The sequence below is a fragment of the Winogradskyella helgolandensis genome, from assembly GCF_013404085.1.
Taxonomy (GTDB): domain Bacteria; phylum Bacteroidota; class Bacteroidia; order Flavobacteriales; family Flavobacteriaceae; genus Winogradskyella; species Winogradskyella helgolandensis.
In genome coordinates this window covers 853,303-875,982 of sequence record NZ_JABFHO010000001.1, presented here as the reverse complement: position 1 = coordinate 875,982, position 22,680 = coordinate 853,303, and the positions used below count along the sequence as shown (strand labels likewise).

Annotated in this window: 17 protein-coding genes and 3 pseudogenes; 3 read left to right on the top strand and 17 right to left on the bottom strand. The window is 30.2% G+C overall.

Annotated elements, in window-relative coordinates; genetic code table 11:
- Positions 1 to 61: 61 nt before the first annotated feature.
- The 6 genes from HM992_RS03530 to HM992_RS03505 all read right to left on the bottom strand — a co-directional run bounded on the left by HM992_RS03530 (position 62) and on the right by HM992_RS03505 (position 7,297).
- Positions 62 to 1,417 (bottom strand): undecaprenyl-phosphate glucose phosphotransferase, encoded by a 1,356-nt coding sequence (locus HM992_RS03530; protein ID WP_179318734.1) that lies wholly within the window; start codon positions 1,415 to 1,417, stop codon positions 62 to 64.
- Positions 1,418 to 1,448: 31 nt separating this feature from the next.
- Complete coding sequence (locus HM992_RS03525; protein ID WP_179318733.1) at positions 1,449 to 2,579, bottom strand: glycosyltransferase; 1,131 nt, start codon at positions 2,577 to 2,579, stop codon at positions 1,449 to 1,451.
- 156 nt (positions 2,580 to 2,735) lie between these two features.
- Positions 2,736 to 3,947 (bottom strand): O-antigen ligase family protein, encoded by a 1,212-nt coding sequence (locus HM992_RS03520; RefSeq protein ID WP_179318732.1) that lies wholly within the window; start codon positions 3,945 to 3,947, stop codon positions 2,736 to 2,738.
- Entirely contained in the window at positions 3,944 to 4,753 is an 810-nt protein-coding gene (locus HM992_RS03515; protein WP_179318731.1) for a glycosyltransferase, read from the bottom strand. The genes HM992_RS03520 and HM992_RS03515 overlap by 4 nt, the downstream gene beginning before the upstream one ends.
- Positions 4,750 to 6,150: an O-antigen ligase family protein gene (locus HM992_RS03510; RefSeq protein WP_179318730.1), complete on the bottom strand. Its 1,401-nt coding sequence runs from the start codon at positions 6,148 to 6,150 to the stop codon at positions 4,750 to 4,752. The genes HM992_RS03515 and HM992_RS03510 overlap by 4 nt, the downstream gene beginning before the upstream one ends.
- Position 6,151: 1 nt before the next feature.
- Entirely contained in the window at positions 6,152 to 7,297 is a 1,146-nt protein-coding gene (locus HM992_RS03505) for a polysaccharide biosynthesis protein (protein WP_179318729.1), read from the bottom strand.
- A gap of 260 nt (positions 7,298 to 7,557) precedes the next feature.
- On the opposite strand from HM992_RS03505, the gene HM992_RS03500 reads away from it, so the two are divergent.
- Together HM992_RS03500 and HM992_RS03495 are read left to right on the top strand one after the other, a co-directional pair.
- On the top strand, positions 7,558 to 8,598 hold the full coding sequence (locus tag HM992_RS03500; RefSeq protein ID WP_179318728.1) for a nitroreductase family protein: 1,041 nt from the start codon (positions 7,558 to 7,560) through the stop codon (positions 8,596 to 8,598).
- 3 nt (positions 8,599 to 8,601) lie between these two features.
- Positions 8,602 to 9,711, top strand: coding sequence for a polysaccharide pyruvyl transferase family protein (locus HM992_RS03495; protein WP_179318727.1), 1,110 nt, complete (start codon positions 8,602 to 8,604; stop codon positions 9,709 to 9,711).
- A gap of 64 nt (positions 9,712 to 9,775) precedes the next feature.
- Here the strand turns inward: HM992_RS03495 and rfbD are convergent.
- The 8 genes and pseudogenes from rfbD to HM992_RS03455 all read right to left on the bottom strand — a co-directional run bounded on the left by rfbD (position 9,776) and on the right by HM992_RS03455 (position 18,212).
- Positions 9,776 to 10,651: pseudogene (gene rfbD, locus HM992_RS03490) on the bottom strand (dTDP-4-dehydrorhamnose reductase).
- The gene (gene rfbC / locus HM992_RS03485) at positions 10,638 to 11,183 is read right to left on the bottom strand and encodes a dTDP-4-dehydrorhamnose 3,5-epimerase (protein ID WP_179318726.1); all 546 of its coding nucleotides are present in this window, start codon (positions 11,181 to 11,183) and stop codon (positions 10,638 to 10,640) included. Before rfbC ends, rfbD begins: the two are co-directional and overlap by 14 nt.
- A gap of 1 nt (position 11,184) precedes the next feature.
- Positions 11,185 to 12,046: pseudogene (gene rfbA / locus HM992_RS03480) on the bottom strand (glucose-1-phosphate thymidylyltransferase RfbA).
- A gap of 1 nt (position 12,047) precedes the next feature.
- A pseudogene (gene rfbB / locus HM992_RS03475) lies at positions 12,048 to 13,073 on the bottom strand (dTDP-glucose 4,6-dehydratase).
- Complete coding sequence (locus HM992_RS03470) at positions 13,066 to 14,118, bottom strand: hypothetical protein (RefSeq protein WP_179318725.1); 1,053 nt, start codon at positions 14,116 to 14,118, stop codon at positions 13,066 to 13,068. The pseudogene rfbB and the gene HM992_RS03470 overlap by 8 nt, the downstream one beginning before the upstream one ends.
- 3 nt (positions 14,119 to 14,121) lie before the next feature.
- Positions 14,122 to 15,813 (bottom strand): DUF6909 family protein, encoded by a 1,692-nt coding sequence (locus HM992_RS03465; RefSeq protein ID WP_178986392.1) that lies wholly within the window; start codon positions 15,811 to 15,813, stop codon positions 14,122 to 14,124.
- A gap of 27 nt (positions 15,814 to 15,840) precedes the next feature.
- Positions 15,841 to 17,343 carry a GH3 auxin-responsive promoter family protein gene (locus tag HM992_RS03460; RefSeq protein WP_179318724.1) on the bottom strand — a complete coding sequence of 501 codons (1,503 nt, stop codon included), beginning with the start codon at positions 17,341 to 17,343 and terminating at the stop codon, positions 15,841 to 15,843.
- On the bottom strand, positions 17,343 to 18,212 hold the full coding sequence (locus HM992_RS03455; RefSeq protein ID WP_178986394.1) for a M23 family metallopeptidase: 870 nt from the start codon (positions 18,210 to 18,212) through the stop codon (positions 17,343 to 17,345). Before HM992_RS03455 ends, HM992_RS03460 begins: the two co-directional genes overlap by 1 nt.
- 114 nt (positions 18,213 to 18,326) lie before the next feature.
- Here HM992_RS03455 and HM992_RS03450 point away from each other — a divergent pair, with 114 nt between their 5' ends.
- Positions 18,327 to 18,509 carry a twin-arginine translocase TatA/TatE family subunit gene (locus HM992_RS03450; protein ID WP_178986395.1) on the top strand — a complete coding sequence of 61 codons (183 nt, stop codon included), beginning with the start codon at positions 18,327 to 18,329 and terminating at the stop codon, positions 18,507 to 18,509.
- Between the two features lie 70 nt (positions 18,510 to 18,579).
- Here the strand turns inward: HM992_RS03450 and HM992_RS03445 are convergent, their stop codons facing one another.
- From HM992_RS03445 to HM992_RS03435, 3 genes are all read right to left on the bottom strand, one after another.
- Positions 18,580 to 19,560 carry a DUF4837 family protein gene (locus HM992_RS03445; protein ID WP_179318723.1) on the bottom strand — a complete coding sequence of 327 codons (981 nt, stop codon included), beginning with the start codon at positions 19,558 to 19,560 and terminating at the stop codon, positions 18,580 to 18,582.
- 24 nt (positions 19,561 to 19,584) lie between these two features.
- Complete coding sequence (locus tag HM992_RS03440; protein ID WP_179318722.1) at positions 19,585 to 21,144, bottom strand: LysM peptidoglycan-binding domain-containing protein; 1,560 nt, start codon at positions 21,142 to 21,144, stop codon at positions 19,585 to 19,587.
- Positions 21,145 to 21,293: 149 nt separating this feature from the next.
- Positions 21,294 to 22,481, bottom strand: coding sequence for a phosphoglycerate kinase (locus tag HM992_RS03435; protein WP_178986398.1), 1,188 nt, complete (start codon positions 22,479 to 22,481; stop codon positions 21,294 to 21,296).
- Positions 22,482 to 22,680 lie beyond the last annotated feature (199 nt).

Sequence of the window (22,680 nt, the reverse complement as noted above, 5' to 3'; positions counted from 1 at the left end):
TTGGGGTAATTTCGAATGAAGTTTAGTTACAGGGTTGATATTAAATCTTAATTTGCGATATCTAATAAGCTTTATCTTCACCTTTTACAGCGTTAACAAAGGTTTGAATTATAATTTTAATATCTAGAAGTAATGACCAGTTCTCGATATAGAATATATCATACTTTACTCTACCAATAATGTCTTTATCTGTTTCGACCTCTCCTCTAAAACCACTAGTTTGTGCTAAACCTGTAATGCCAGGTTTAACGAAATGTCTAACCATAAATTTATCTATTTTCTTAGCATACATTTTTGTGTGACTTACCATGTGAGGTCTTGGTCCTACTACAGACATATCGCCAAAAAGAACATTAAAAAACTGTGGTAATTCATCAATACTTGTTTTTCTGATAAATTTACCAACCTTAGTCACCCGCTGGTCGCCTCTTGTTGCTTGGTTTGCATGCGCATCCTTATTTGGCATCATAGATCTAAACTTATAACAATCAAATTCTTTATAATTAAATCCATTTCTAGACTGTTTAAAAAATATAGGACCTCTAGATTCTAACTTTATTAAGATGGCGATTATAGGTGTTAACCATGATAGAATTAAGACGATAACGAAACAAGAGAATAGAATATCGAAAACACGTTTTATAATTGTGTTTACAGAATCTTCTAAAGGAATAGTTCTAAGTGTAAGAACAGGTATATAATCGTAATATTCATATCTTAATTTTTTTGAATAAATCTCTTTACTATCTGGAATAAACTTTAAAATCTTAAGATTATTATCAGCAAAATTTACAATATCAGCAATTTGAGCATTGCTTAATTCTGAAATAGAACAATAAATCTCATCAATACTTTCTTTTAGTACAAACTGAAAACAAGCATCAAGAGAATCTGTTTTATTTTTTAAATTGAAAGTCTTTTTATGTGAATAACCATACTCTGGATTCTTGTTAAAAAAGTTATCTAAAGCAAGTGTCTTTTTGTTGAACCCTATAATTACCGTGGTTCTAAAGTTTCCACCAAACGAGGTTCTATATTTCTGCAGTAGGTAATATATGGCATATTTAAAAATTGTAATAAAAAGAAAACACAATAGCGCATATTTAACTAATGGCTTTGGATACATATCAAGCTCATAATACAAACCCGAAAAAGCAAAAATCACAAGTAGGAACAAAATAAATTGCTGCACAATAAGCGACAAAATGTTTATTGGTCTTGTATATCTATATACCTCATAAAAATGTGAATAAACAGATAAAAAAAACCAACATATTGATATTAGAGCTAAAAAAGCAAATGGATAACTCTCATTAAATAAATAAAAGACAGCTATTACATTAATTATTAATAAATCAATAATGTAAGAGATGGGCCTTAAATACCCAGAATATCTTCCTTGTTTGAATAAACTCAATTTTTCGTTTTATTATTTAATAAAAATATGGTTACTTTTTTAGATTTTCTAAATAAATTTTTTCCAGATGACGAATGTTCTTATTGATATCAAATTTACTATTAAATAGTTTTAACGAGTTTTCAGAAAACTTAGTATTAATTTCATTAGTATTTATTAACTTAATTATTCCTTCAGAAAACTTGTACTTATCTTCATTCTCAATAAGATAACCATTATAATTATTCTCTATCAAATCTCTATTTCCGTCAGCATCAGTGGCTACAATAGCTTTTTTAAGTGCTAGACTTTCTATTACAGAATAGGGTAGCCCTTCATATCTTGCTGTAGAAATATATAATTGAGAGTTTTTTATAATATTAAATATATCATTGCGAGAAGTCCATTCTAAAAGAGTAACATTTTTATCTAAATTTTGTGTTTTAATTATTTCTTTAACCGTATTAAGACTAGGTGAATGATAACCAACACCCATTAGTACAAGATGAATTTGTGGCAGCGTTTTTTTTACCTCAACCAATACATCAAGCATAAGCTCAATATTTTTTTGGTAGGAAGGACGGCCAACAGAACAGATATAATAATCTGGCCAAGTTTTTTCAATAGATAAATCTTCTATTTCAGAAATTGGATTAATTGAATTATTAAATAACAACACATTCTCTCTATTATAACCAACCTCTTTAATAGCTCTATTTTTTTCAGAAACAGAAGAAGCTAAAATTTTATTATTAAGACCTCTAAAACACCGCTCAACAAAAAGATACAAATTTTGCTTAAAACTCGTTTCTGCACTTAAATAAGAATAAGCTTGAGGCGTGTGTAAAACTGGTATTTTTAATATATAACCTACTATTTTCCCTATTATACCACCTTTTGCACTATGAGCATGAATAATTTGTGGTTTCTCCTTCTTTAAAATTTTTAACGTATTAAAAATCGCAGCAATGTCTTTTAATGGACTAATCTCCCTTTTGATTGGTAATTTATAATCTTTAATAGGGTTTTCAACATTATCCAAATATGGAACATTTGTATCATCATCACTATGAAAAACAATATTTTCATATTTAGAACTATCAATATTCGTTAAAATTAATCGTAGTGAGACATCTACTCCTCCAACTGAATTAAGAATATGTGCTATTTTTATTTTCTTCATTAAAGGAAAAATAATTAATTTTTAGAATACTAACAAGCCTAATTTAATAGACAACAAATATAATTTATTTAGCTACTAAAGTAAATACTAACTAATATAATTCCTTTTGAACGTAATTGTTCAATTTTAAATAATAAACATTATAAAAAGCACTTATTATTTGATGGAATGACCTTCTGAATTTTTAATATTAGAAGAAATCATTGTAGAAAAAATCAATGTTAGTGCAAATAATTCTGCGCCCATTTGCCTAGCCAAAACGTTCTCTACTGAACAAAAAAGAATGAGAGATATTAGTAGAATAAAAGAATAATAACTTTTATAATCTAACTTGAGCCAAAGCAGAAAAAAAATGATAAATATTAAAAATATTAAAATACCAGAACTTAACAAGAAGTTGATAAATTGATTATGAGTATTAAATTTACTTCTAACAAAAAAATCTTGTTGCTTTTTATCTGCAAAATCTAACCTGTTTACGTAACAGCTTTCTAGTTCATTATTAATTACAACAAAGCCTTTCCCTACGAAATAATTTTTATTATTAAAAAATATCTCATTTGCGCAACTCCATATAAAATATCTCGGTTCAAACTTAACTATCTGTTCAAAACTATGGTTATTATTAGATATAAAAAAACGCTTTTTTAAACTCGGGTTAACAGTAAACATTATGATGCTAAACAAGGTTAACACAATTATTATCAAACCTACTTTTTTTAAGTTTTTAGTATAAAATAAATATGATAAAACCACAACAACGATTGAAATCAACGAAATTCTTGCTGAAATAATTAATAAAAAAACTAGAAATAATAATGCTAAAACATAATACAGAAATTTTGCCTTAGAAATTTGAGTCGCAACATACAAACACATGCAAAAACTTAATACATATACATAGCCAATATATGGTCTATCACCTAATAAAATTGAAGAAACATGATCACCCACTGTCATATTAAATTGCCCTGATAACATGTAGTGACTAACCAAATTTATAGTAGATACAATAAGTAAAGCTAATGATCCATAAATAAATGAGAGAATCGGAATCAGCTTATTTTTGATTGGGATAGATATAATTAAAACAAGTATGACTAACAGTAATGTACTAACAAATTTAAAATCCTCTAATCGACTAAAGATAACTAACTGAATAGTTACCAAAAAGATTAAAAAGTATAAGGTATAAAACCTCTTATCTAAAATTTTTTTCCAATCTTCTTTTTGAACTACAAAAGGAAATAATACCAATAACACTAATAATGCAATATTAGGAATTGCTTCTCCCAAATCTGTAAACGGAACTACTGCACAAAAAAGCGAAAAAAAAGTTACATAGATATTTTTAAGATTCTTTTTCAATTCTTATTAATAATTTTTTTTATAAAAGTTGTAAAATCTCTCGGCGCCAGTAATAAGATATAATTTCTAGCTAAGCCATAAATAGGGTAAAATCCAAAATAAAAATGAGATTTTAAAATACTAATTCTAGCTTTAACTTGCTCTACTCGTCTTGTACTAGAAAGTGAGTTTGGGTCCACTACGTAATCTAATAAAACCTCGGGCATATTGGCAACTTTATATTTTTTTATTACATTAAAAAAAAAAGCGAAATCTTCACCATTTCTATGATATTTCTCAGGAAACAAGCCAACTTCGTTTAGAATATCTACATAATAAATAACGCTTGAATTAACGAAAGTACTATTTAAATGTATCTTTTTAATTATTGAGTCGTATGTCGTTGGATGCTTTAACACAAAAAGTATTTTACCACTGGTATCAACCATATTAACAAAAGTTCCTACTAACTTAACGTCAGGATGTTCTTTTAGATAAGAGATTTGTTTTGAATACTTATTACTATGGTTTGTATCCCCACAATCTAACCGTCCTGTAAACTCATAATTCATTTTTAAAATCACCCTAAGCCCATGATTGGTAGCCATACCAACGCCCATATTTTTGGGCAAAATTTCTAGAAAAATATCACCCCCTTTGTATTCTCTTTTTAAAGAAGCTAAGTTTGGTTTTTCTATACTGCCATCGTCTACAATCAATATATCTACGTTAATTGACTCATCGACAGATAATATTGATGCTTTTAAACCGTCTAAATTATTATAATGACATATAAGAATTATTAATTTCTTCTGTGTATTTATCATTTTTTAATATTTACTAAATTATCTGTTTTCCTCAAGCATATAAGCATAGCTAATCCCAACCAAAAGACATATAACCTAAATGAATCTATTTGGAACCACATTAAAAGAGTTCCAAAAAAGACAACAAAAACTGTAATACCTATATAATTATAATGCTTATTTGAATTGAGAAATTTATAAGTGTAATAAAATATTAACAGTATAAACAGCATAAAAATAATAAAACCAATAATTCCAGTTTCAGCAAGTATCCTAATATAAAGATTATACCCTGGAGGAAAGGATTTTATTTCTTCATTTAAATAGAACGCCTTAAACTCATAATTACCTTTTGTAGCCCACTCCGGATATAATTCTTTTGATTCAAATGATTGCTGTCCCCACCCTATACCAGTAATTGGATATTTTTTAAAAACCTGAAAATTGGCATACTGAATACCAAACCTTGATTGATTAGACCTAGCATTATCAGATTTTATATCTGCAAAATTTAATGATTCAATTCTATCACTAATAGTATCATATATTATATCTCCTTTAAGCATTAATACCACAGGAAGAATGCAGACAAGAGAGATCATTATCTTTTTACAAACATTTCTAAATATGGGATAGTTTTTATATGAAAAATACCCTAGAAATATAAGCTGTAAAAAAACAGTTACTAAAGCTGTACGTGATTTAGAAACAATACTTAAAAAAATTACAAGTAGAAAAGGAATAAACCTATACCATTTTTTATTGGTAAGGATATAACTAAATATAAAACCAGAAATACTTATTACATAAATACCTAAATCTGGAGGCCTCCAAGCAGTAGCATTAACTCTTTTTAATTCAAAATATAAAGTCGGCCTTGTAAATGGTAAATAGTCAAATAATTCATAAAGAGGAATTAAACTCATTGCTCCTGAGTAGATTAAAAGCTGAACAAGTCCAACTATAAAAACCACAATAAGACTCCAAAACATTGTCTTTCTAACAATAAAAAAAGTCTTTAATACCCCTAAATTGATACAAACATTATAAAATAAATAAAACAATACAAAATATGCCAGCAATACAGAAATCAATTGTTTTAAATAACGAACCCAACCAGATGTTTGCTTAAAATAATAGTCTGAGATGTTAAAAAAATTAAAGAAGACAGCAAATGATATAAAAATTATAAATAGGAAGAATGCCTGATAAATAGGATGAGAAAATGGTAAGGATATTTTAAACCTCAACAAATCATGAATAACTAATACAATAAATGCTATGAGAAAAAATATTGGAGCAGAGTCGGAACTATATTCGCCTAAAAAGCTCATAAAATCAGGGACTTCAGAATTAAAGGGCAGAAAAAACACTCCTAATAAAAAAATAAAAATATAGGTCTTTTTTATTAAATCCATATTAAAATATTTTTCTATAATATATATAATTCATCAAATTCGCAGTAATAAAAGCAAACAATAAAGTTAATACTAATCCTATATCATTAAATAAAGTAATTAAAACAACTCCAAATATAAGCATAGAAATCGCACCAAAAAGATGTGAAAAGAACAATGGATAAGTAACTTCTTTGGCCTTTAAAGCAATAGAAATTGGTTTTGTAGACATCGCAATCAATTGTGCAAACCAAACAATTAAAATATAGGTTATGCCTTCACCGTATTTATCTTGATATAAAAAATAGTAAACGATATACATTACAGGGATTGAAACAACATAGATCATCACTAAAGGTTTGGTATATCGCTTGTAAAAATCTTTCATAACAACAGGAATCAAATTTACAGACTCTAATGCTTTCATGGAAAAAGTAGGTGTTAAAAAATTATCCATAGCTATCAACAAAATTGTAAAAACTCCAAATAAATTTTGAATAATCCTCAATTTACTTATTGCAAAATCAGACACTCCAAAAGCTTTACCAAAAATATAAATACCTTGTGTATAAACCCAAAATGAAACAGCGCCTGCAAGAATCCATTTAGCATAATTAAAATGGGTAAAAAAGACAGACTTATAAAACTCTTTATTAAAAACGCCTAAAACTGATAATTCTTTTTTAATGTTAGTTTTAAAATATATTATAATTATAAAAAAAAGACTAGCTAGTAAATAAGCAACCCAATAAATCACCAAGATTCGATTTAAATTTAAGGAATCTCTATATGCATATATACCACTAAAAAATGTGATATTCATTAGCAATGAACTAATAGGGGCAAACCCAGTTGAAATTACTTTATTTGAGAAAATGAATCTTTTAAAAATATCTACTAATGTCAATCCAAAATTCATCAATAAAAAATTCAATAAAAAAACATGAGCCACCTGAATTCTTAAAAAGAAAAAAGATATTACTGAGAATACAATATTAAAAATTGTAAAACCAATGATATTTACACTTAAATAATTAAACTTTGTCTTATCCCATTTCTTAATACCAAAAACCAAAATAGGGGCAGAAAAAATAGTCGTTAATATTATATTTAAAAGTGTGGAATAACTGTATAGAACTACAAATTCACTAAAAACAGTTTCATTCAAAACCGTTGATAATACTAAAACAGAACCAAAGTTCATTAAAGAGGTTAATACTTGGTCGGTTAAAATAAAATATTTATTATTAAAAAAACTACTACGAAAATTCATGTAAAATTATAGTATAAACTCTTTTCCTAATTGCCGAAAGTAGTTAATAAATGTTGTTGCGTAAAATAATAATGAAAATTGTAGATTTAAAAACTTGAAGCATAAAAAATATTGATACTTTTGGACATATTTTAATGTATTAACTCAATAATTGCATGAAATTTTTCATAAAGAAAATTTTTAAAGAAAATAAAAAATCCAAAATTTACCAGTTTAGCTCTTGGATCTATAAACGATATTTTCCTTATGTCAACGTCGTTACAAACATGTTTTATGACACCTTCTTTTATTGCAAATACTCCAACGTATTTAAAGTTGACACATTAAACAAAATTGAAGCTAAAATAATTTTAGACTACCACTCAATTGAGAAAGGACTCTTATTTTCTCAAACAAAATACGGCTTTGCTGAAGATAAAATAAAAAGACTTAACAAGTACCTTAAAAACAAAAAAGTACTCACTAATTCTAATAAGTCTCAAATAAATGTAGCATATAGTATTATGTGTGAATATTATGAGCTGCACAAAAAAAATAATTTTGATATCTCTACGTTTTATTCTGAAGAAGATTATCTCTTCTATAAAGACCAATTAAATAGTTCTTACAATTCAACTTTTAGAGGGGCTATTGAATATTCAAAAGAAGATTTTTTTGATCATACTTTCTCTTCATTCGATAAATTCTCAGACTCTAGAAAAAGTGTTAGAAACTTTACGGGTAATTTAATAGACGACTCTACAATTGAGAAAGCTATAATGCTTTCTAAAAATGCACCCTCTGTATGTAATAGACAACCCTCAAAGGCTTATTATTTAAAAGACAAATCAAAAATTGATAACGTTTTAGAACTACAAGCTGGATTAAACGGTTTTACCCAAAACATCAACCAGTTACTTATAATTACAACAGACGTTAATTATTATTATTCTATTGGCGAACGTTATCAATTTTATATAGACGGTGGCGTTTACCTCATGAACCTTTTATATTCATTGCATTTTTATAATATTGCTGCCTGCCCAGCAAATTGGGCAAAGGAAAAAGACGACGAAAAAAGAATTAAACAGATACTTGATATTAATAGTTCTGAAAAAGTTATATGTTTAATTGCTATCGGAGAAGCAGATAAAAACTTTAGAACAACGTTATCCAAAAGAAGAGATTTAGATGAAATCTTAACTATAATTCAATAATTAATGACAAAATTAAAAATTGGAATTTTAACACTTCCTATAAACAATAATTACGGTGGAATTATTCAATTAGCTGCATTATATAATTTTATAGAGTCTAATGGATTTGAAGCTGTTTGGATAGACAAAAGACACCCTGAAAGCGTTGTTAAATTTTGGTTGAAAAAAATTATTGAAATCAATCCATTGTATAATATTTACGATCCTAAAAACTTTAAAACGATAAAGCTTTTTCGTAAACAGGTAGCCCCTTTTTTTAAAGAATATTTAAGTGTAAAAACTAATACTGCTTATACTTCTGAGTATTTAAAAGAAGTTACTAAGGATTTAGATTGCGTTATTGTTGGTAGTGATCAAGTTTGGAGGTTAGAATATATAAAAGAGAACTATCCTACTTATTTTTTGGATTTTGTTTCTTCAAAAACTAAAAAAATAGCATATGCTGCTTCATTTGGAAAGGATTTTTGGGAAGGAAAAACAGAGTCTATATCAAAAATTGAATCTTTAATTCAAAAATTTGACTTAGTATCAACTCGAGAAGAAGATGGTTTAAAAATTTGTAAAGAAAGCTTTAACTACGAAAAAGCTGTTCATACACTTGATCCTTCATTTTTACCAGATGTAAGCTTCTATGAAAAAATGATTAAGGGCATTGATTTCTCTCATAAAATTGAATTATTTAATTACGTTTTAGATGCTTCAGAAAAAAGCACTTCAATTGTGGATGAAATTTCTAATAGAATGAATCTAAAAATAGATAAGATTTATTTGAATGCTAGTAATTCATTAAACAGTCCTCATTTAATAGAAAACTGGCTATCTCATTTTTACTATTCCAATTTTATAATTACCGATTCTTTTCACGGTTTAGTATTTTCAATTATTTTTAATAAACAATTTATCATTATAGGAAATAAATCCCGAGGTTTAAGTCGATTTAATTCTCTTTTAAAATTACTTAATCTAGAAAATAGACTAATTGATATTGATCAATTCAAAATAGAAGATATTGCTCTTTTAAATGAAAAAATTGATTATTTAGAAGTAAATAAAAAACTCAATATGCAAAAAGAAATTTCTAAGACGTACCTCTTAAATGCAATAACCAATTAAAAATTGGTTATTAATAAGGCTATCAAAAACTTGTGAAGCAAAAATTATATACTAAACTGTATTTTTAAGACTGCCTTTTATTAAGATTTGCCATAGCGATTGCCAAACTAGCTTTCCAATTTGGTATTTTTAAATCTAAAAGATGACTTATTTTTGTAGTATTCATTATGCTATACTTTGGTCGTACAGCTAGCGTGGGGTAGTCCTTAGTTTCAATTTTATTAAGTTTTATTAGGCTATTACTTAATTCAAAAATTTCTTTTGCAAAATCATACCAACTTACCTCTCCCTTATTAGAGTAATGATAAACACCATAATTTGCGGTTTTAGATTCAATAAGCTTTAGAACCATATCTGCTAAATCTCTGGCATAAGTTGGACTTCCAATTTGATCACCAACGACACCTATTTCATCGCGTTCATTAGCTAAGCGCAACATGGTTTTTAGAAAATTATTTTCATATTCGGAATACAACCAAGACGTTCTAATTATAAAATGACGTTCTAGAGCTTTAGAGATAGCTTGTTCGCCTTTTAATTTAGTTTCACCATAAATACCTAAAGGATTAGTGAGGTCACTTTATAAGTAAGCTTTTGACGATTTACCATCAAACACAAAATCTGTAGAGATATGAATCAAGGTGACGTTAAAATTATAACAAGATTCCGCTAATAGCTTTGCTCCTAGATGATTTACTTTATCCGCTAATTTGGTTTCCTCTTCAGCCTTATCTACAGCGGTATAAGCTGCACAATTAATACAATAATCAAATGAATACGAGCTAAACACATGTACTATATTGTCTTTGTTTGTAATATCTAAATCCGATGACGATTTAAAAACAAATTGAATATTGGGATATTGCGCAGTTAAACTTTGAATGCATTGTCCTAATTGACCGTCTTTAGCAGTCACAAGACTTGTATCATAGTTTAGCATCTTTTAATTTAGGAAGTATAATATCTTTATCTGAAAGAATAAAATCAGCACTAGGCAATTGCCAATCGATATTTAAATCTTCGTCGTTGTAAATGATTCCGGCTTCAGATGCTTTATGGTAATAATTATCGCATTTATAACTAAAGATTGTTTCATCTTCTAAAACAATAAAACCATGTCCGAAGCCTCTAGGGACAAATAATTGCGTTTTATTTTGTTCTGAAAGTTCAACAGAAAAGTGCTCACCAAAAGTCACAGAATTCGGTCTTAAGTCCACAACAACATCTAAAACCCTACCTTTAATTACTCTTACTAATTTTGCTTGAGCATATACGCCTAATTGATAGTGCAAGCCTCTTAAAACCCCTTTAGAGGATTGTGACTCATTATCCTGAACAAATACAACATCTATACCCAAAGCTTTATTAAAGACCTTTTCATTATAACTTTCAACAAAATAACCACGTTTATCTTCAAAAACTTGAGGCTCTATAATAAAGCATCCGCTTAGCTTTGTCTCTTTTATAGTCATACTATTCCGATACTAAACTTAATAAGTGCTTACCATAACCACTTTTTGTTAAAGGCTTAACCACTTTTATAAATTGTTTTTTATCAATATATCCCATTCTATATGCCGCTTCTTCTATAGCTCCTATTTTTAAGCCTTGTCGCTCTTCTATAACTTGTACAAATTGCGAGGCTTGCATTAACGATTTAAAGGTACCTGTATCTAGCCACGCTGTGCCTTTATTAGTACACTTACTTTTAATTTCCCTTGGTTTAGATACGTCTTATTTACGTCTGTTATTTCCAACTCTCCACGTTTACTTGGTTTGATATTTTTAGCGATATCCACTACTGAATTATCATAGAAATAAATGCCAGGAACGGCATAATTAGACTTTGGATGTTCTGGTTTTTCTTCAATTGAAACCGCATTATCATCCTTATCGAACTCTACAACACCATATCGCTCTGGATCGTGCACATGATAAGCGTATACGATGCCACCATCAGGATCGTTATTCTGTTGCAACAATTCAGCTAATCCTGTCCCATAAAAAATATTATCCCCCAAAATTAAAGCCACCTTATCATTTCCTATAAATTCCTCTCCAATAATAAAAGCTTGAGCTAAACCATTTGGTTCTTCTTGTACAGCATATTCAAAATTGCAACCAAAGCGTTTACCATCTCCTAGTAATTTTTTAAATAAAGGCAAATCTGAGGTGTAGAAATAATTAGAATATCCTTTATACCAGCCCACATTAAAGTAGACAAAGGATAATAAATCATAGGTTTATCATAAATAGGCATTAATTGCTTACTTACGGCTAAAGTTAATGGGTGCAACCTTGTACCTGATCCACCTGCAAGAATAATTCCTTTCATACTAACTATTGTATTTATTTAGATACCACTTTATGGTTTTCAATATGCCTGATTCAAAATTCTCACTTGCCTTCCAGCCTAATTCGTTTTCTAATTTTGAAGCATCAATTGCATATCTAAAATCATGTCCAGGCCTATCTTTAACGAAAGTTATTAAATCTGCATAAGAACCAGAATCCTCTCTAGTCTTTATACCGTCTAATATTTCACAAATCTTATGAACTATATATAAATTATCCCGTTCATTCTTGCCCCCAACATTATAAGTCTCACCAGCTATTCCTTTCTGAAATGCCAAATCAATTCCTTTACAATGATCTTCTACATATAGCCAGTCTCTAATATTCTTTCCATCTCCATAAATAGGAATAGCCTCATTATTCAAAGCCTTTCTTATAATAGTTGGAATCAACTTTTCATCATGCTGTTTCGGTCCATAATTATTACTACAATTAGTCGTAACGACATTCATTCCATACGTATGAAAGTAACTTCTCACTATAAAATCTGAAGATGCTTTTGAGGCACTATATGGACTATTTGGAGCATAAGGAGTTTCCTCAGTAAACAAGCCTGTTTCACCTAAGGTACCATAAACCTCATCCGTAGATATGTGATGAAACCTATGATTCTCACAACCTGGCTTAAATAAAAATGGAGCATCCATCCAATTATTTTTAGCGATATCTAATAAATTAAATGTGCCATTAACATTTGTCTTTATAAAAGCATCTGGGTTTTTAATAGAGTTATCTACGTGAGATTCTGCAGCAAAATGAATAACACCAGAAAAATTATAAGTATTAAAAAGCTCATTTACAAGTTCCGAATCACAAATATCTCCTTTAATGAAGGTATAATTAACATTGTTCTCAAGTTCATTTAAATTAGAAAGCTCACCTGCATAAGTGAGCTAATCTAAATTAACAACTTTAATAGTCTTATACTTTTCTAAAAAATAGACTATAAAGTTTGAACCTATAAAACCTGCTCCACCAGTAATTAATATGGACTGAGTTTTATTCATAATCTTTAATATAGTTAATTGCTTTATTCGCCATAAATCCTACAAGAAAAAGTAATATGGCTAAAATAGGAAATATAACATAGTAGCGTGATAGAATTTTTTTATCATCAACGCCTAACCTGTCAAAGGACGAAACAATATCAAAATACGTATTCTTTTCTACAAGCCCCCTATTTATAGAATTTAAATTTCTTCGAATTTCTTGTTCTTTTAAAAATAATTCATACTCCTTAGTTAAAGACTTTTCTTCCTGAAGGGGAAGCCCTGTATTCAATCCAAATGATATATTTCTATTTTTAGATTCACTCTTTAAAACCTCTAAGTATGTTCTTTGAATACTATCTAAACGTGATAACTCTGTCATTAAAGATAAACGTTCAATATAGACACTACTATCTCTAATTTGTTTTTGATGTTTTGAAAAATCATTCTCAAAAGTCTTTCTAAAACCTTCATTGAGCTTTAGAAAAACATCTTGTTTGATAGCTTTTGCTGTGATAGTGTAAATACTACCCGATAATAAATCTCTATTACTATAGTATTCTCTGTAGCTCAACTGATTAACTAATGATGTGTCAATAGATTTAACATATTCACCATATTCTACAAATAAATCATTTTGAGTTACAGGGCCAGCTTCTAAATCAAAACCCTTTAAATATTTCGTATATGAGCTATCAATTTCAAATATATTTGACAACTCTGCAATGTCGTTTGATTTAATTAAAGCATTAAAATAATCAATATCACTAACTAACTGATATTTAGAATCAAAATGTGCCTCTACCACCATTTTCGATGAATAAATAGGATCTTGAGATTTTTCAAGAATAAAACCTAAAACAAAAGCAATTATTAAAATTATTGCAACTAGTTTAAAATATACTATTAATGGTTTAATGATGTATATAATAGCAGAAAAAATCCCTATCAATATACTTGATATAAAAGCAAACAGTCTTTCAAATAACCTCCCTATAGCATTAAATAACTGTCCTAAATCAACCTCTTCATTATCTGGTTGCTGTGGTAATTTCTCACTCATTGTTTATGAATTAAATATTTGTTCTAGTATTTTTTTTGTAATGACGTATGTTGGTTTTACACCAGAAGTTCCTAAACCTCCGGAAGCTAAAGTGCCTCCTGTTTCTAAAGGATTGTCACTCGCGTAATAAGCGTATCTTACTTTAACATCTTCATTTATACTGCTTCTAACTCTAGATGCTGCTTGAATGGCTTTTTGATAATGTGCACCTTCCATCTCTAAACCAATAACGTTCCATGTCGATTTTTTAAAGAATTTTAAAATCTCCTTATTCTGAAGTGATGTACCTAAAACAGTCACCATAGTACCTTCATAAACAGAAACTCCACAGTCTAATAAATCCTTTTTACTCAATTCGTTTTTAAACGGGTAATTATCTGCTGTGCCTTCAAAAATATGAGCCGTCGGAATCATTACATCTCCTTTACCTCCTTCTAAGATTCCTGCTTTACCCATAATTGAAATAGATTTGACGTCTAAGTGAACGTCTTTTCCATCTACATGTATAGGTTTCAAAAACTCATCTAAAGTTTCATAGGCTTGTTCTCCAAAAGCGTAATCCATTACAAAAATAACCGCCTTATTTTCTTTAGCCTCTTCTAAATACTTAAACTCAGTTTTTGAAAAATCAATTTTAGCCGTATCAAAAATCTGAATATCTATATTCGTTCCAGATGTATCATTGATTTGAATCATTCCATTTTGCAACGCTAGTTTTTCAACTTTATTGCGCAGGTCTGAATTTTTAGAATTACTTAAAGTCTCATACGTTTGAAAAATATCTTTTTTAGCATCTGCTCCTTTTAGTGCTCCTTTTGCAAATAAAGAATTCATAACGCTATGCATATTGGCACTAATGACATGAATTGGCCGTTCTAATAAGCCGTTTTTATGCAAAGCAGCCTTAATGGTATCTGCCCATATTTCTCCATGAATATGATGTCCTAAACGCTCTCTTAAAACAGGACTAAAAGTGATAGTACGTTTAGAATTATTAATGGTTTCTTCTATAGCTAATTTCCCTAACCAATATACGATGTGTAGTAAACGTTCGGGCTGACTTTCAGTAGCAAATTTTGGATAAGCTTCAGTAAGTTCGTTAAACGTTCTTCCTAAAATATTAGCCGTGTGCGTAATGGCTATTTCACGTTCTTTCTGCGTAAGTTTCTTTGTTGAAAGTACAGCGTTTTCTAATTTTTGCCAATCTCTAACCGTTGAGCCATCTTCATCTATAATAACGCGTTTGCTGATTTTATGAGACTCAACAAACAGAAACGTAAGGTGCGTTAATATATCGTAAATCTCAGAGCGACCTCTTGTGATTTCAATATTCATTTGCTCATCATCAATACGGTAGCAATTACGTCTTCGTTTTGGTGGAATTATAGCTTTAAAATGCGAATTTCCGTACCCCTCATCACTTGTTAAGTTAATAAATGTACATTCTTCTATACCTTGTGGCAAACGATCTACAACATATAGTAAACCTTCTAATTCTGCTTTTTCTTCTCCTATAGAACCATAAATTTCTGGACGTAAAAGCAATAATGCTTCGCGTAATGTTTCACCAGAAACTCCCATAGGTTTATAAAACCCACGATTAAATAAGTGGCGCATAGTAATATACATGCGTTCTATAGCACTAGAACTCTCTTGAGCTCTAGTTCTTCCTTGTTTCTTTTTATTTGTAATCATATCTTAATTTGACCTACAAATATAGGCTTATTTGATTAATTTAAGTTGATGCAAACTGTCTGCAATTTTTCTATCATTTGCTAGTCTGGGAATTTTATTTTGACCTCCTAATTTTCCAATGGATTTCATATAGGTCTGGAAGCCATCTTTTTTGATTTTTGTGATTTTTAACGGCTTTAAAACTTTCCCCTTAATCAAGTCTAAATAATAACTGTTTTGTTGCTGTAAGGACTGCTCTAAGGCTTCAATTAGTTCCGCTTCGTTTTCTGGTTCGTTTTCAAACTCAATTAACCATTCGTGATATGGTAAGCCTTCTTCAGGACTTATTTGAGGCGCAACCGTAAATTCATTGACAGAGATAGATGTGTTTTGAGTAGCTTCCTTTAAAGCTTGCTCCACTTCTTTTCCTATCACATGCTCTCCAAATGCTGAAATAAAATGCTTTATGCGTCCACTCACAATCACTCTATAGGGTTTTAGTGATGTAAACTCAACAGTGTCTCCAATATTGTATGCCCAAAGCCCTGCTGTAGTAGAAATAATCATTACATAATTTACGCTTAACTTTACATCTGCAATGGTGATCCGTTTAGGGTTGTCTTCAAAGAAATGTTCGGCTTCTACAAATTCATAAAAAATACCAGAATTTAATTGAAGCAGCATACCGCGTTCATTCTGTTGATCTTGAAATGCAAAAAAGCCTTCACTCGCAGGATATAGCTCTATACTGTCGACTTTCCGTCCTATTAAATTTTCAAATTTAGCTCTGTATGGTTCATAGTTAACCCCTCCAAAAATAAATAGATTGAAGTTTTTAAAGAGATCACCAACATTTTTGCCCGACTTCTCAATCAGTTTTTCAAAATACATTTGCACCCAAGATGGAATACCAGAAATGATACTCATGTCTTCATTTATGGTTTCATCTACAATGGCTTCAACTTTAGTTTCCCAATCATCAATACAATTGGTTTCTAGACTTGGTAATCTATTTTTTTGAAGATATTTAGGCACATAATGTGCTACAATTCCAGAAAGCCTACCGAGTTTTATACCATTCTTTTCTTCTAATATTGGACTGCCTTGAAGAAAAATCATTTTACCATCCACAAATTTCGCATTTCCTGTTTCATAGATATACATCAGAATCGCATTTCTAGCCGCTTCAACATGCGTTGGCATACTTTCCTTTGTAATAGGAATGTATTTTGCTCCAGAGGTTGTCCCAGAGGTTTTAGCGAAATACACAGGTTTGCCTTTCCAAAGAATATCTTCTTCTCCTGCTACAACACGCTCCACATAAGGTTTTAGTTCTTCATAATCTCTAATAGGAACATTTTTTTGAAAGTCTCCATAAGTTACTATTGATCCAAAATTATGATCTTTACCAAAAGCGGTATGTTTAGCTTCAGAAATTAAATTTTTAAAGACTTTTTGTTGTGTTTCAACAGGTCTAGAAGACCATTTTTGAATGCGTTTTGCTACATATTTAGCAAACGGTTTAGAAAGTGCAGCTTTAAATGAAGACATTATTCAAAATTGATAAAATTAGTTGGATCTATAGCGTATCCTTTACTCCATAATTCGAAATGAAGATGAGGCCCTGTGGTTAGTTCGCCTGCATTACCAGACATCGCAATGACTTCACCAGACTTTACAACGTCGCCTTGAGATTTTGTGATATCTGAATTATGTTTATAAACAGAAATCAATTCTCTATTGTGTTCTATGATGACGACATAGCCCGTTTCTACGGTCCACTCAGCAAAAATAACGGTACCATCTGCTGTTGCTTTAACAGGAGTATTAACCGGTACAACAACATCTACTGCAAAATGTTTTTCTTCTAAATTATAGCCTTCGGAAATGGTACCATTTACAGGAGGAAACAAAATGTAACTCGAATGGTCTCCTGCAACTTCAAACAAATTGTATTTATCTTCTTTTGCTACTTTTTCTCTTAAAAGAGAATCTTCTCTACTCGTTGGTACTTGTAAAATATCTAAATCGTTTTTAGCGGCTTCAATCACTGAGTCTCTATTAAAATCTAATGTAGCCACATCTCCCGTTAGTACTTTTCTTATGGAGGCATAGTAACGTTTATTTAATTCCAATTCTTGAACTAGTGAATCTGTTTTGTAGTTTAAAATGGTTGCTCTCTTTTTTAATTTTGCTGAAGAATAACCAGGAATGTATTCTCTTAATGGTGTAAATGCAATCAATAAAACCGTAAAAAACACCAATGAAATAGCCGAAAGCGACGTTAATATAAAAACATTTAATCGTGTTAGTTTAATAGCAAAACGCTCTTCAAAAGTATCCTCATTTAGTATGACTAAACGATACTTGTGAAGTAATTTTTTAGTAAATTTTTTTTCTGATTTTTTCTTTTTTGCCATCGAAACAAAATTAGTTAAAATACTCAAATAGTCCCATGATTAAGTCTTAAAGTTGACATAACAACGCTATTATTAAACTATAATTACTTAACTTTGCAGCCTAAATAAAAAGTTATGAGTTTAAACATTATCCCATTAATGATTGGATGGCCTCAAGTAATACTAATTGCTGTAATAGTTTTATTACTTTTTGGTGGTAAAAAGATTCCTGAATTAATGAAAGGTTTAGGTAGCGGTTTAAAAGAATTTAAGAACGCTAATAAAGATGAGTCTGTAGACTCTAAAGAGAAAGAATAAAACTCTTACAAAACGAAACACATAAAAAAAGCCAACTCTAAGAGTTGGCTTTTTTATTGGTCTATAGTATCTATTTTATTGTAATCGATTTAATAATCGATTCTAATTCAAAAATATAGTCTCGTTTCTCTAAAGACGGTGCGTAAACATAGCCATCTGCAATTAAGTAACGGTTGTTTATTTTATCTTCAATCGCATACGTAATAAATGGTCCTGCCATAGTGAAGCCTTTCATTATCCACATACCTCTTACTTCGTAAGCGGGTTTATTATCTATTATAGTTTCAAACATTGATGGTGCATAGGCATCTTCAACAGCCATATAAATACCATCTTCACCCGGAATTTTAGATTTAGTAATCTCATCGCGCAGCTTAACAATATCTACAATCGTACTGTCCCCTTTAGAAATCGATTCAAATGGCACCTCATAAAACATAAGCTCCATCGTTTTCGCATTTGAAAGGTTTTTACGAACCCAGAAAAAATCATCACCAGCTTTGCTAATTCTATAAGCCGTAGGAATATTAATAGTAAAACCTAATTTATCTTCCATTTCTGTATCGTTTAACAACGATAAATTGATACGTCTTTGCTTCTCTTTTACTTCTTCTTTAGTGAATGCATCAATAATCTTAGCTTTATTCTCTACTAATTGCTCAATGATCTCTTTGTCGGTTTTGCCACCTACTACTGCAACTGTTTGTGGTTTAGCAAAAGCATTATTTACAATTTTAGTAGTCGCTTCAATATCCCCTTTTTCAATTTTAAGTACAAGTCTACTTCGTGCTGCAAACCCGTCAAAAACCTGAGTTGGAATTTGTCTCATATTAAATAACGGTTCTTCTGTTGGTAAACCATCTAAAGGAGCTGCAAAAATATTTCGAACCTGTTCTCCCACATCACCTTCCCAAACAATATTATCAGCTACAACAGAAATAGTATTCAAATTTCCGTTTGAAGCAGGTAAATAAATCGTTTTATCATCTCCTTTTTTATCTCCACATGCTAATAACAACACACAAAATAATACCGTGTAAAGCGCTTTCATAAGTTTATATTTTTTGTTGGTTTACTATTTAGACACAATAAGCGTCATTCCTATTTTGAGTTTATTACTACTAATATCGTTCCAATCTTTAATATTTTGAACAGAAACTCCAGAAAATTTTTGAGAAATAGACCAAAGTGAATCTCCAGACCTTACTTTATAGGTTTGTTTTCCTTCTGCATTCACTACTTTTTTAGTTGGTGTTGAAGCTGATATAGCACCATGATTCTTAGGGTAAATAGTTAAGCGTTGACCAATATTGAGGTCATTTCCCCTTAAATTATTCCATTGTTTTAATTGGCTTACTCTAACACCATACTTCCTTGCAATCTTACCAAGGTAATCTCCACTTTGAACACGATACCTGATTTTTGTATCATCATTAACAACTTGAGGTAATGGTTTTTCCCGCTTATTAAATTCGGCATTAGCAAACGCATAGATTTTATCTTCATTAGTTACAAACGTACCAATAGCTTCACGAGGTAATCGTAACGTATAGATTTTACCTTCAACCTTCGGAATTATATCTAATTTATAGGCTGGATTTAAAAACTGTAATTCTTCAATTTGTATACCTGTTGCTTCAGACACGTGATTTAAAGAAATCATTTGTTTTACGTGAACCGTATCTGTTTGTACAAGTTGAAAAGGTGGTCGTTCTGGTTTAAAGCCGTGTTCTTCCGCGTATTCAAAAATATACATCGTAGCTAAAAATGCAGGCACATAACCTGCCGTTTCTCTAGGTAAATTATGACGAATATTCCAATAATTCTTAGATCCTCCAGAACGTCTGATCGCTTTATTTACGTTGCCTGGTCCTGAGTTATAAGCGGCTAATGCTAAATCCCAATCATTAAAAATACGATATACTCTATTTAAATATTCGGCAGCGGCTGTAGTAGACTTTATGGGATCACTACGATCATCTACATAACTGCTCACGTTTAAATCATGTTCCTTACCTGTACCATACATAAATTGCCAGATGCCTGTTGCGCCAACACGAGAACGTGCTCTTGGTTTTAAAGCCGATTCTACAATCGCCAAGTACTTCATCTCTAAAGGAATATTGTGATTGTCAAATTCTTGCTCAAACATTGGAAAATAAAAATGGCTTAAGCCCATTAAACGCTCTAAAGAATTACGTCTATGTTTAAGGTAGCTTTTAATAACACTTTCCAAAGAAGTGTTATATTCTACATTAAAAGGCGTTCTGGCATTAAGTCGCTCTAACCTTGCTTTTAATGTATCTGTAGGAAGCTCAGGATAATCTACAGGCTCATAGTCTAGCTCTGTAACCGATTTATAAATGGTGTCGAAAAGGGAATTGCTATACAATTCTTCTAACCATTTTTTATCGATTTCTGCTGCTTCTGGTAAATCTTTAAGGTTTTTAACAGTTGTTGAATCTACAACAGGTTCTATTTTTTCACCAGGCTTGAATAACTTACCATCAATTACGGAACTTTGGCTTGAATCAACTTTAATTGATTTTTTAGCAACACTATCCGTTTGAGTTTGAGAAAACCCTATACAAACAGACAGGTATATACAAGCCAATAAAAATCGTTTTAATGTCATAGGTTTACAAGAATTGATTACATACCAATTACCACTTGAAATTAGTATAGATAAAGCATTGCCTTTCTAATCCTAATCTCAATTGGTAATCGATATAGCGTTCAACATCATACAACGTTGAAATCGCTAAAAATAGTATATAAAATTTATTAACTTAGAATAGCAGCAATACCAGGCAAGGTTTTACCTTCTAAACTTTCGAGCATTGCTCCACCACCTGTACTAACGTAGCTTACTTTATTTTCAAAACCAAATTGTTTTACAGCAGCAACAGAATCACCACCACCTACTAAAGAAAACGCTCCATTTTTAGTTGCATTTGCAATAGAATCTCCAAGTGCAATTGTACCTTTAGAGAACGTTTCTAATTCAAAAACACCTAAAGGACCATTCCAAAGTATGGTTTTACATTCATTTACAACAGCATCAAAATTCTCTCTTGATTTAGGGCCAGCATCTAATCCTTGCCAACCATCTGGAATATTCATAACATCACAAACTTGAGTGTTTGCATCATTACTAAAGGCATCAGCAGCAATAACATCTACAGGTATGTGTATTTGTACTCCTTTTTCTTTAGCCTGTTTTAAGATCTCTAGAGCTAATTCCATTTTATCATCTTCACAAATAGAATCTCCAATCTTTCCACCTTGTGCTTTAATGAAGGTAAATGTCATTCCACCTCCTATAATTAAATGATCTACTTTATCTAATATATTTTCTATAACCGTAATTTTAGAAGATACTTTTGCTCCTCCAAGAACAGCTAAAACAGGTTTTTCACCATCTTCCATTACTTTTTTAATGCTCTCAATTTCCTTAGCTAATAATAGCCCAAAACATTTTGCTTCCGGAAAAAAATCAGCTACAATCGTTGTAGATGCATGTGCTCTGTGTGCTGTTCCAAAAGCATCATTCACATAAATATCACCTAATTTAGATAATTGCTCTGCAAAATGCCTGTCCCCTTGTTTTTCTTCGTCATGAAAACGTAAATTTTCAAGTAATAAAATTTCACCTGGCTGTAAAGCATTTGCCATTGCCTCAGCTTCTGCTCCTACACAGTCGCTCGCAAATTTTACTTCAACTCCTAAAATGTCTTCAATCTTATTTACAATATGCTTTAATGAATATTCATCTTGTACACCTTTTGGCCTACCTAAATGCGACATTAAAACACAGCTTCCACCATCTTCTAAAATTTTAATAATTGTTGGTTTAGCAGATACAATTCTTGTTGCGTCTGTTACCTCAAATTTATCGTTTAATGGTACATTAAAATCTACGCGAATTAATGCTTTTTTATTTTTAAAGTTGAAATCGTTTAATGTCTTCATGATAATATAAATAAGATGTGAAAATTATTTTATTTTGAATAACAAATATAAAGATTAGTAAGTTAAAAAATATACTTTATCTAACCGCTTTTTAATAATCACTAGCCTTTATTTACGATAACCTTTGCGCTTATCTACAAATTCCTTTTTTTAGATTTAAATTATTAAGTCCGATTAAAAATTAAATAATAGATTAATA

Coding starts and splice junctions, on each gene's coding strand:
- HM992_RS03525 (WP_179318733.1), bottom strand. CDS start 2,579: ATGAAGAAAATAAAAATAGCACATATTCTTAATTCAGTTGGAGGAGTA.
- HM992_RS03515 (WP_179318731.1), bottom strand. CDS start 4,753: ATGATAAATACACAGAAGAAATTAATAATTCTTATATGTCATTATAAT.
- HM992_RS03510 (WP_179318730.1), bottom strand. CDS start 6,150: ATGGATTTAATAAAAAAGACCTATATTTTTATTTTTTTATTAGGAGTG.
- HM992_RS03500 (WP_179318728.1), top strand. CDS start 7,558: ATGAAATTTTTCATAAAGAAAATTTTTAAAGAAAATAAAAAATCCAAA.
- HM992_RS03495 (WP_179318727.1), top strand. CDS start 8,602: ATGACAAAATTAAAAATTGGAATTTTAACACTTCCTATAAACAATAAT.
- rfbC (WP_179318726.1), bottom strand. CDS start 11,183: ATGACTATAAAAGAGACAAAGCTAAGCGGATGCTTTATTATAGAGCCT.
- HM992_RS03470 (WP_179318725.1), bottom strand. CDS start 14,118: ATGAGTGAGAAATTACCACAGCAACCAGATAATGAAGAGGTTGATTTA.
- HM992_RS03465 (WP_178986392.1), bottom strand. CDS start 15,813: ATGATTACAAATAAAAAGAAACAAGGAAGAACTAGAGCTCAAGAGAGT.
- HM992_RS03460 (WP_179318724.1), bottom strand. CDS start 17,343: ATGTCTTCATTTAAAGCTGCACTTTCTAAACCGTTTGCTAAATATGTA.
- HM992_RS03455 (WP_178986394.1), bottom strand. CDS start 18,212: ATGGCAAAAAAGAAAAAATCAGAAAAAAAATTTACTAAAAAATTACTT.
- HM992_RS03450 (WP_178986395.1), top strand. CDS start 18,327: ATGAGTTTAAACATTATCCCATTAATGATTGGATGGCCTCAAGTAATA.
- HM992_RS03445 (WP_179318723.1), bottom strand. CDS start 19,560: ATGAAAGCGCTTTACACGGTATTATTTTGTGTGTTGTTATTAGCATGT.
- HM992_RS03440 (WP_179318722.1), bottom strand. CDS start 21,144: ATGACATTAAAACGATTTTTATTGGCTTGTATATACCTGTCTGTTTGT.
- HM992_RS03435 (WP_178986398.1), bottom strand. CDS start 22,481: ATGAAGACATTAAACGATTTCAACTTTAAAAATAAAAAAGCATTAATT.